Genomic DNA, 10358 nt, shown 5'->3' with positions numbered 1-10358 from the left:
CTTAAACTCACCCACATATCCATACTCTTCCGGTACCGGAACCAACACAATCTGGTTTTTATTATCACGTTGATAAAAAGAAAGATTAGCGGTGACTCTGTTCTTTATAAACGACTTATAGAAATTAACCTCATACTGATCAACATACGCCCATTCAAGCCCGTAGCCGACCCATCCGCGGTTATACGGTCTTGATGAAGCCGCATTGCCATAAAATGAAAGAACATTGGACTCTCCCGCCCAATTCAGGTTAGAATAGTATTGAGGTCCTACAGCAAATCGGCTGTCATAATTGATTTGTATAACCGCGGATGGGTCGGCTACGGGCTTGAATGGGCGTATGTTGATCAGTATGAGGTTAATTTCTATAAGTCGTTTATAAAGAACAGAGTCACCGCTAATCTTTCTTTTTATCAACGTGATAATAAAAACCAGATTGTGTTGGTTCCGGTACCGGAAGAGTATGGATATGTGGGTGAGTTTAAGAATGGTCTAGCGATTCGCAATAGAGGGATTGACTTAGATTTTATGGCAAGGGTCGTAGATAAGCCGGAGAATTTCAGCTGGACGACAAACGTCAATCTGAATATAAATAGAAACGAGGTTACGGCACTTCCTAACAAGCTGAACCAGCTTGTGATAGGAGACCGCTTGTTGGAGGTAGGGAAGGCTGGTGATGCTTTTTGGCTTTATCAGAATGAAGGCATCTTCAAGAGTGATGCCGAAGTACCTGTGTCGGGCGGCGTGAAGTTAAATTTTGATGGCATCCCTTTTCAATATGGAGATCCAAGATGGAGGGACCAGAACAATGACTCCCAAATTACAGAACTGGATAAGATTGTAATTGGAAATGCCTTGCCTAAGGTGTTCGGTGGATTCAACAACCGTTTCAGCTATAAGAATATTGATCTTAGTATAGATTTATATTTTGCCCTAGGACAGAAGGCTATCAATGAACGTGCTGCAAACAAATATAACTTCATCAACAACGAATCCAATAACAGCATATCTTCCATTCGAGAGATTTTCCACTGGCAGCAGGATGTTGACATCAGCAAATATCCGTTGTACAATGTGTGGAGTAGTATAAATCCATATCGCGTAGATCAGGATCTTTTCTTGGAAGATGCGTCTTTCCTGAAGATACGAGGTGTGACTTTGGGCTATAGTCTTACCAAAGCCACATTTTTGGAAAGGGTGAAAACGTTGCGTAGAGCATATATTTATGCTACGGTAAACAATCTGTACACTTTCTCGAAATTTTCTGGAAGAGACCCTGAGCTGGTGAACTTCAATGGATACTATGATGGATATGGTATGCCACTGACACCGACTTATACCTTAGGATTTAAGTTAGACCTATAATTATTACTAGCCAATTATGAAGAAGATATTCAATATAATTACCATACTAGTAGGGGCTATGGTATTGCATAGTATGGCGGTATCCTGCGATGATAAGTTGGCTGAGCCGAGTGGCGAAGTAGCTTCGGAAACATTACAGTGGACGAGTATTTCGGATACCAAGTCTGCCCTTATGGGCCTCTACAGTTTGTTGCGTACAGCGTTGGTGGAAAACAATTCTCATTGGATTTATGGGGAGTTGCGTCACGGCGATTTTGTTTCCTACAATCGCTCGGACCTCAGTGCTGTGAACGCTAATAATCTGAAGGCCTCTTTTCCTTTGATTAAGAATCTTTCGAACTGGAGAAGATTCTATGCAGTAATTAATGCTGCATCTATCTTTATCGAGAGAGCTCCAGAGGTGCGAGAGAGAGATTCACGCTATACCGAGCAAAATCTAAAGATGGATATTGCCCAAGCGCGTGCTATACGGCTTTCGCCTATTTCTACATGACCCGTATTTGGGGAGACGTACCTTTGATAACTAAATCTTTTGACGATGGTTCATTCGAACATCGTCCGAAAACAGATAGTCAGACTGTACTTAATTTTGCAGAGAGTGAGCTGCTTACTGCAGTAGTAGACTTGCCTTATACCTACGGAACTTCGACGGTGTTGTATTACGGCCAGACCAACAGCTATTGGAGAAAAGCCCTGTTTAATAAGCTTACAGCGTATGCTGTGCTAGCCCATATTGCTGCATGGCAGGGCAAATATATTAATGTAGATACCTATACACAGTTTATTCTGAACAACTATACCAATATTTCTATAGACTATATTACCAATATTGGTAACCTCACCGGTTTATCGGGTATATTTTCGAATAATTACAGCGGTGGACAGTTGTTATCTATTCCTGCACCGTATATATATGGGGAGGCCACAGCAACGGGACATATTGAAGAGCTTACGTTGGCTGAGCCGCTTATCACTAAACAGCGTCCGGATATATATGTACCGAAAGATAGTATTGTCAAAATTTTTGACGATATCAACGATACCCGCTTTGGTATAGATACTATTTCCGGATTGACAAGAACTAATTACTTCACCAACTACAGTGGGGAGATTCCGATTTTCAGTAAGATTAAAATTATTAGGGATGGTGTGTCGGATGGTGCTTATGGTGTCTTTGGTTCTAATCTTATTTTCACGCGTCTTGAAGAGATAGCTTTGTTACGAGCTGAAGCTCTAGCTGTACTTGGATCTCGTGATGATGCTATTACTATGCTCAACAGGGTGAAGATAAATCGTGGTGTACGTACCTATTCTATAGCCTCTACTACTCCGTTGATAGATGAGATTTTCAATGAGCGAAGAAGAGAGCTTATGGGAGAAGGATGGAGATGGTACGATCAGGTGCGCCTCAACAAACTGAAAAATGTTAATCCTGAGATTGTTAGGCTCATCGAACAAGGAGGAATTTACTGGCCAATCTCTACGGAGGTGTTGAACAAAAATACGGCCATAGAACAGAATGATTATTGGAAATAAAGTCTTCATCGGTATGAAAACACTATCAAAAATCATATTGCCAATCTTGATTTGGCTGAACATAAGCTGTGATAAAGGAGACATGTATTATTACGATTATAATACGGAAACTCCGCAATATGACGGCACGATTTACGATTATATCAAATCTCAACCGGGAGTGTATGATTCCTTGCTCCTAGTTCTGGACCGTCTGCCGGATCTTAGAGCCAAGTTGCAGCATCCGGATTCTACATATACCTTGTTTGCGGTGACCAATAGAAGCTTTGACATCGCTTTGGAAGCCTTAAATACCACCCGTGCTATCACGGGAAGACCGAGTCTATATCTCGAAGATGTAGGTTTGATAGATCTGGACTCTATGATGAACCGCTATGTCATCAACGATGCTTAACAATACGGAACAGTTAAAGCCTTTTATCGACGGACAGGTGGTATTCAGCACGAAACACAATTACAGAATGCATATACAATATAGAGTGCTGAATGCTTCGGGTATGGTAGGAGGAGGACAGCAGCAGTTGATTTTCAGTGATACAAACAATTCCATTTTCCAGAGATATTGGCAACGTGTGAACACTACCGTGGTAAACGTGACAACGAAGAATGGTATTATCCACATTCTTTCGGCAGGACATGACTTTGGATTCGGAAAGTTTACAAGTAAATATTCTTCACAGTAATTAAACCATGAAAGTCGTGAAAAAGGGAACATTCTATCTATCTATCCTCTTTGGATTGGCGAGCTGCTTTTCGTGTAAATCCTTTATTCCGGAAAGTTTGGACGCTTTAGGGGATGATATTAATTATATGGTTAAGGAGTTTACCCCAACATTGGGACGCAAGACTCTTTATGAAAAAGCGGTGAACGTTGGAAATTCTTCGACCTTGCCGCTGGAATTTAAAATCATCAACGTACGTACTGTCGAAGGAGATCCTGCTACAGAACTTACGGACAAGTTTCCCGTGAAAGTATGGAAAGCCAGCTACACGGGAGAGGAAAAATCCTTGGAAGAGATTGAAGCTAAACGTGAAATAGAGTACCATTCCATTTTGGAGATAGGTAAGAATTCTGGAGACATTATGTTTTGGGATTTCGGCAACTCGAACTGGATACGTACACAGCCGGATTCCTGCTATGTTTTTGATGTGGAAATAGCTAATTCGGGAGGTCGTCGTTATGCACGTAACCTTCGTCTTAAGCCTTATAAGGAAAGACCTTACGAGCCCTCTCAGTACAATTATGAGACAGGCTTGGCTACAAGGGCTGCCTTGACACCTTCTCAGGTGTCCAACCTTTATGGCGAAAGAACGGGAGATTTAATTTTCCCATCGGACATAGATGTGTTTGTGTTCAGACATTATGACAATACGGCGGCAACGAAGACACTGACCATAAGTGTGTTGGATTCCATGAACAATTATATTGATATCCAAAAGTTTAAGAATACGGATTGGAAAAATATGCTTCATGGTTTTAACCAACGCTTTGAAAATAAGAAAGCTGTATACGACGTTGCGTATCCTATACCTTTGATCACTTATCCTACCAGATACACGACGGCTGATGGCTCAAGAGCACGTATTGCTCTGAAGTTTTACCGTCTAGGCTTTGCAGGTCTTTTGCAGGAGTGTATGTTGGGATTTGATTTTGCTATCTATGAGGAAGGACATTGGGAAATACAGTTTCGCTTTAGGAAAGAGACCCCAAAATTTGATAACGACTAGCCAAATATGAACCGTATGAAAAAAGTTAAGTTTATATTATTCCTGTTAAACTTCCTTGTGGTTTATGCTTTTGCGCAAGAAGTACAGATCACCGGTGAAGTGAGAAGTTCCTCAGGCAGTCTATTGCATGGGGTGACGATTATTAACAATTCGAATAAAAAGGTCCTTGGAGCAACCAACCAGCAAGGACAGTTTAATATAAGAGTAAATGTAAATACCAAGCTGCTCTTCCGTGCTGTGGGGTACAACAATCTTTACGTGGATGTCGTTGCCGGCAAGACACGTTATAATGTCGTGTTGGAGGAAGCAGCAATGGAGATTGAAGAGACCGTGGTGGTGGGATACCAAGCCCGCAAGCGGGAGACACTGACCGGTTCTGCCGTAACCATCAGTGGCAAAGAAATCCAGGATGTACCTGTAGCCAACTTTACGGACTTATTACAAGGTAAAGTGGCGGGAATGAACGTACAGCTGAACAATGGTACGCCAGGTATGCGTGGTTCGGTGGCTATACGCGGTATTTCGACGTTGAATGTTCAAGGATCTGGAGATGATGCTTTCTTGACGCCAACCTCGCCGTTGTATGTAATCGATGGTGTGCCAATCGATGAAGGAACCAACTATGAGTATGGATTCCAAACGGCAGGACCCGGTATCAGTCCTATAGCCATGATTCCTGTGGAAGATATCGAAGATATCACCGTATTGAAAGACGCGCAGGCTACAGCTTTATATGGATCTAAAGGTGCTTATGGTGTTATTTTGGTGACCACCAAAAGAGGAAAATCTAAAGTACCTATTGTTCAGTATGTAGGACAGACTTTCCTTAACACGCCACCCAATCTGAGAAAAGTGTTGGGAGGAGTTTTGGAACGTCGCTCACGCGTAAATCAGATTTTGCAGAACGACACGTCCTATAATGCGGCATTACAGCTTATTAATAATACACCAATGCTAGCAGACTCTTTGAATCCATATTATAATAACTCTACGGACTGGCAATCTTATTTCTATCGTACTACGCTTAATACTTCCCATTCGGTGAATATATCGGGAGGGGATAATACATTTAACTATAAGATTGCCCCGAGTTACTATAATGAGCGAGGTATTTTGGAAAATACGGGCTTCACACGTTATTCTGTGCCGATGAATATGCAATACCGACCTAGTGATCGCTATCGTATGTTTGTAAACTTAAGTCCTTCTTTAGCGAAGAACAGCACAGGAAGTGGTAATGCCTTCAGACAGAGCGGTGTCGCCAATTCGGCCAACTCCAGTTCACTGTTGCCGCCGCCATCCCTCTTTTCTGGAAGTATGGATGCCTTGGCTGCCTTGAGTATGAAGAATGACAACAAAACAAGGAAATTTAAATTCTCAACTGGAGATGGAATATTCTCCATTCAAGGGCTTTAAAGTATTTACGACCTTGAGTTATAACTTCAAAATAGCTAACCAAAACCGCTTCCTTCCTGAAGCCCTCAACTCAAATATGACAGAAGTGTATTCGTACAACGATAGGTTGAACACCTTATACAACAGAAATATGCTTTCTTATACTACAGATTTTGGGGGCAAACATATTTTGAGTGGTTATGTGTTCAATGAAGCTGAAGTGAGTAAGTTTCAGGCTGATGTTATGCAGCTTACAGGTACACCTAACGATCAGTTCACTTCGGGGTTAGGATATGCTACCTCTTTGGCGTTGGGAGGTACTCTCCAAGGGTTATATGAGAAAAGAACCTTAGGTTATGCAGGAAATATCACGTATAACTATGACTCTAAATATATTGTTGAGTTTTCATACCGTCTGGACGGTACTTCTACTACGGGCTCTGCCAACCCATGGTCACAGCTTCCCTCGGTAGGAGCTCGTTGGAACTTCAAAAATGAAGGTTTTTTCGATAGCTGGGAATTTTTGGATTTCGGTATGATCCGTGGTAGTTGGGGAAAGAACATTGTGCCGTCAGGAAGTATTTATGATGTATATGGTAAATATACTTCTGACCCGCAGACGTATAACAACCAGCCGTCGGTGACGTTGGATATGACCAGTATCCCTAATATAGAATTACTTCCACAGACCACTACCATGCTGAATTTAGCTTTAGAGTTCGGTTTCAAAAATGGTCTTTCCTTTACATATGAAAACTACTATAAGCAGTCTGACCAGATTTTAAGAACGAAAAGTATAGCTAATATCAATGCCTTTGGTAATGTAAATACCAATGAGACTTCTTTGGTTAATATGGGACATGAGTTTATCATCACGTACCGACCAAGAAAAAAAGGAGACTTCAGCTATTCATTCAATCTTAATGGAGCCTTCAATAGGGATTATGCTGCGGCACTGCCAGATAATGTACGCCAGCTGTTGGTGGCAGACAATTCGGTTTATAGACAGTCCATCCTTTATCGTTTGGGAATCAACTCCCTTTCTAATGTGCTTTTACACTATCGAGGCGTGTATGAGTCGGACGATCAGGTGCCGGTGAATCCATTGACAGGTTTACGCTACCGTGTGGGAGGATCTTTTGCGGAGGAGCGCTTCTTCAAGGCGGGAGACCCTATCTGGACGGATTTGAACGGAGACTATATCTTGGATGAAAACGACTTAGTGATAGTAGGTAATTCACAGCCTGTATTCACAGGAGGTTTTAATGCCTTCTTCCAATATAAGAACTGGTCGTTGAACTCGCAGTTCTTCATGACTTTCAAAAGAGACGTGTTGAACAATGCTTTGGCCGATCGCTTAAGAAACTATAGCAGTCCTACGGGTACGGGAGCATTGGTTCCTATTACCGACCTAGATGTATGGACGACGGAAAATACAAAGTCATATTATCCTAATGTTTACGACTTCCGCAGATATGGCTATATCGATCCTTTCCGTTACGATCAGACGTTATTCCAGGAAGACGGATCTTATTTCAAGTTTACTACAGCAACATTGGCGTACAATTTTGACCGAGACTTCATCCGTAAGGCGTTGGGAATCACATCAGCCAGACTCTACATTTCGGCCAATAATATTTTTACGATCAGCAACTATTCTGGTCCGGATCCCGAATTGGTGTCTGCCTTAGGGCGTGACTCTTCGGCAGGATATCCTAACAGAAGAAGTTATACATTGGGTATTAATGTTCAATTCTAACACCTAGAGACATGAAGAAATCAATTATAGGCCTATTCATATTTATCAGTTTGTTGTTCTTTTCTTGTGGAAAAGACTTCTTAAACGTATCGCCTAAAGATAACTTGACCGGTAACAATTACTGGAAATCGGCAGAAGATGTGGACAAATTCCTTGTGGGGATATATAAGACTTTCCGTCTGGCGACAATGGGGACACCGATAGGAGGTTCTGCCAACCATCGTATTTTCTTTCCCGCTACGGGAGATTTTCGCTGTGCGCCTATCATGCGTACGTCGCAGTCCTCGGGAGCTTCTCGTGACTACCTGACACATCTGCGCAATAACAATATCAATGCATTATTTTCTTCGGACTACAGCTTCTTTGGATTTACCGCTATTCCTAAGTGGAATGATTTCTTCAAGATGGTACAGTCGGCGAATATAGTTTTCTTTGAAGTAGATAATATGGAAGAAGGACTGATTTCTCCGGCTGCGAAAGCACGCTATAAGGCAGAAGCTGTGTTTCTGAGAAATCTGGCCTATTTCTTTATGGTTAGATTATATGGAGATGTGCCTTACTATACGGAAGCATATCACAGCAAAGCTATAGGTCGCACCAATATGATTACGGTGCTGAAAAATTGCCTTGCAGATATGCAGGAACATTATCAGAATCTTCCTTGGACCTATGATGACCCATCACTTATCGGAAACAGAGCAATGCGTGGGGCTGCTATCGTGCTGATGATGCATATGAACATGTGGATTGCAGGTTTCACTGTGGAAGATAAAGCCCCTTATTATAATGCGGTAGTGGAATTGGGTAATGAGATCCGCTTCCAAAATGATAATGCTTATGAGTTGCTTCCTCTTGAGCGTACCAAAGAAATCTTCAAAGGACGTACCAAGGAAGGTCTATTTGAAATTGTCCAAAGCTTAAACTATGGAGAGACGTTCTCCATCTCGGCTCCTTATTCAGACTATTTCTTGAGATATCCGAATAAGAACGTGGCTATTCAGCGATCATACCTTTATTATGAGCGCAACTTCATGGAAGAACTATATCCACTTGGGGTTCAGGATAAGAGAAAAGAGTTTTGGTACGATGAGCATATTTACGATACCTCAGGACTTATGCAGTGTCTTAAATTCTTAAACGTTTTCAATGAAGAAGGAGAGGACTACAATCCCGACGACAATCAAATTGTTTTTCGCTATGTGGATGCTATCCTTCTTCAGGCGGAAGCCTTGGCCGAATTGGATAGAGATGCGGAGGCTCGTGAAGTAATCAATATAGTACGGGCCCGGGCGGAGGCGCCGCTGGCTGTCTCACAGACAGGGGATGAGCTGAAAGACTTTATCTGGTGGGAACGCGTACGTGAGCTTATCGGAGAAGGTCATTTCTATTATGACCTGGTGAGAACAAGAAAGGTTATCAACAGCAAATATACTTCTGCCGCTATGTCCGTAGAGGCATTCAACAAGGGGGGATGGACATGGCCAATAGATCCGTCAGCCTTGAACAACAATCCGTATATGACATTAAACACGTATTGGAACTAAAACTTTGAAGCCGATGAAAAGACTATTCAACATAAAATTATTGTTCCTAGCTTTTATGAGTATAGGGATTGCTATGTCCTCATGCAAGCAGGACTACTATATGGATGGAGGGGTGCACAATCCTAATTATGATGGGACGATATTGCAGTTTTTGAAAAGCCGTCCCGAGCTGTTCGATACGCTGGTGAAGATTATCGACATGTCGGAGTATGCTTCTCTTCTTAATGATCCTAATGCTAAGATAACTTTCTTCGCACCGACGAACCAAAGTATTGTCAAAAGCATGGGCGTACTTAATCGCCAACTGTATTCTAATGGACATGATACTTTGCTGGACGTTCGTCAGGTGTCGCCAGCAGTATGGAATAAGTATTTAGCACGATATATTTTCAATGACAAATATCTATTGAAGGATTTCCCACAGATAGACACCAACAATATGTTGGCTTACCCGGGGCAGGGCTATCTATCCATAAAAGGAGATCCTATCAATATAGGAACCTTTTATAACGATGTGATAACCCGTAATAATGCCGGTGTAGAACAGATCGTTAAATATGCCGGATATCGTCAGATTGTCGTAGCATATTCTAATCCTGTGGCTACTTCCGACATTCAACCTGTCAATGGGGCAGTTCATGTGTTGCAATTCCAAAAACACAGCTTCGGATTTAGCTCTTTCGATTTTGCGACAGACGCTATTAATTATGGTTTTACATACTAACCTGAGAAGAAATTATGTGTGAGATATTCGGTAAAATAATAGCAGCCTTATTAATCTTCCTTTCAGTAGTAGGCTGTCAGAAAAAAGAAGAAGTGGCGTAAACCCGTATGAGGGTGGCAAGGAGCCTTTCGGCATACTGTTTACTGCCAATCGTACAGACCCTGAGATTGCCAGCCCCGGGAGAGGTAGTTCGGGTAAATGTGAAAGGAAGATTAATAAGGCTAGCTATTATTTTACCGAATATCTCACATCATAATTTCTTCTCGGTTAGTATGTAAACCATAATTAATAGCAGTCTGTCGACAAA

10 protein-coding genes and 1 pseudogene are annotated in these 10358 nt (G+C 41.9%); 10 read left to right on the top strand and 1 reads right to left on the bottom strand.

All coding sequences use genetic code 11. From position 1 onward, the window contains the following. Positions 1 to 417 (bottom strand): annotated as a pseudogene (locus SD31_RS15590) (hypothetical protein); the annotation flags it as partial. Between the two features lie 21 nt (positions 418 to 438). Here SD31_RS15590 and SD31_RS12330 point away from each other — a divergent pair. From SD31_RS12330 to SD31_RS12300, 10 genes are read left to right on the top strand one after another with little or no spacing between them, the layout of a single operon-like run. Further along, positions 439 to 1365 (top strand): hypothetical protein, encoded by a 927-nt coding sequence (locus SD31_RS12330; protein ID WP_052259028.1) that lies wholly within the window; start codon positions 439 to 441, stop codon positions 1363 to 1365. Between the two features lie 16 nt (positions 1366 to 1381). Further along, positions 1382 to 1858, top strand: coding sequence for a hypothetical protein (locus SD31_RS19355; protein ID WP_231561564.1), 477 nt, complete (start codon positions 1382 to 1384; stop codon positions 1856 to 1858). After that, entirely contained in the window at positions 1855 to 2901 is a 1047-nt protein-coding gene (locus SD31_RS12325; RefSeq protein ID WP_231561562.1) for a RagB/SusD family nutrient uptake outer membrane protein, read from the top strand. Before SD31_RS19355 ends, SD31_RS12325 begins: the two co-directional genes overlap by 4 nt. 13 nt (positions 2902 to 2914) lie before the next feature. Continuing rightward, the gene (locus SD31_RS19350) at positions 2915 to 3295 is read left to right on the top strand and encodes a hypothetical protein (RefSeq protein WP_231561561.1); all 381 of its coding nucleotides are present in this window, start codon (positions 2915 to 2917) and stop codon (positions 3293 to 3295) included. Further along, a complete protein-coding gene (locus SD31_RS19345) occupies positions 3288 to 3584 on the top strand; it encodes a hypothetical protein (protein ID WP_231561559.1) in 297 nt (98 codons plus the stop codon). The genes SD31_RS19350 and SD31_RS19345 overlap by 8 nt, the downstream gene beginning before the upstream one ends. Positions 3585 to 3591: 7 nt before the next feature. Then, positions 3592 to 4629, top strand: a complete 1038-nt coding sequence (locus SD31_RS12315) for a DUF5007 domain-containing protein (protein ID WP_052259027.1) — start codon at positions 3592 to 3594, stop codon at positions 4627 to 4629. Between the two features lie 15 nt (positions 4630 to 4644). After that, complete coding sequence (locus tag SD31_RS19340; protein ID WP_231561558.1) at positions 4645 to 6045, top strand: TonB-dependent receptor plug domain-containing protein; 1401 nt, start codon at positions 4645 to 4647, stop codon at positions 6043 to 6045. Continuing rightward, positions 5978 to 7783 (top strand): hypothetical protein, encoded by a 1806-nt coding sequence (locus SD31_RS19335; RefSeq protein WP_231561557.1) that lies wholly within the window; start codon positions 5978 to 5980, stop codon positions 7781 to 7783. The genes SD31_RS19340 and SD31_RS19335 overlap by 68 nt, the downstream gene beginning before the upstream one ends. 11 nt (positions 7784 to 7794) lie before the next feature. Beyond that, the gene (locus SD31_RS12305; RefSeq protein WP_039054361.1) at positions 7795 to 9327 is read left to right on the top strand and encodes a RagB/SusD family nutrient uptake outer membrane protein; all 1533 of its coding nucleotides are present in this window, start codon (positions 7795 to 7797) and stop codon (positions 9325 to 9327) included. A gap of 13 nt (positions 9328 to 9340) precedes the next feature. After that, entirely contained in the window at positions 9341 to 10051 is a 711-nt protein-coding gene (locus SD31_RS12300) for a fasciclin domain-containing protein (RefSeq protein ID WP_039054360.1), read from the top strand. The last annotated feature ends 307 nt before the right edge of the window (positions 10052 to 10358 follow it).

The organism is Sphingobacterium sp. T2, from assembly GCF_000814685.1.
GTDB classification, from domain to species: domain Bacteria; phylum Bacteroidota; class Bacteroidia; order Sphingobacteriales; family Sphingobacteriaceae; genus Sphingobacterium; species Sphingobacterium thermophilum.
This window is presented reverse-complemented; position numbering and strand designations above follow the sequence as displayed.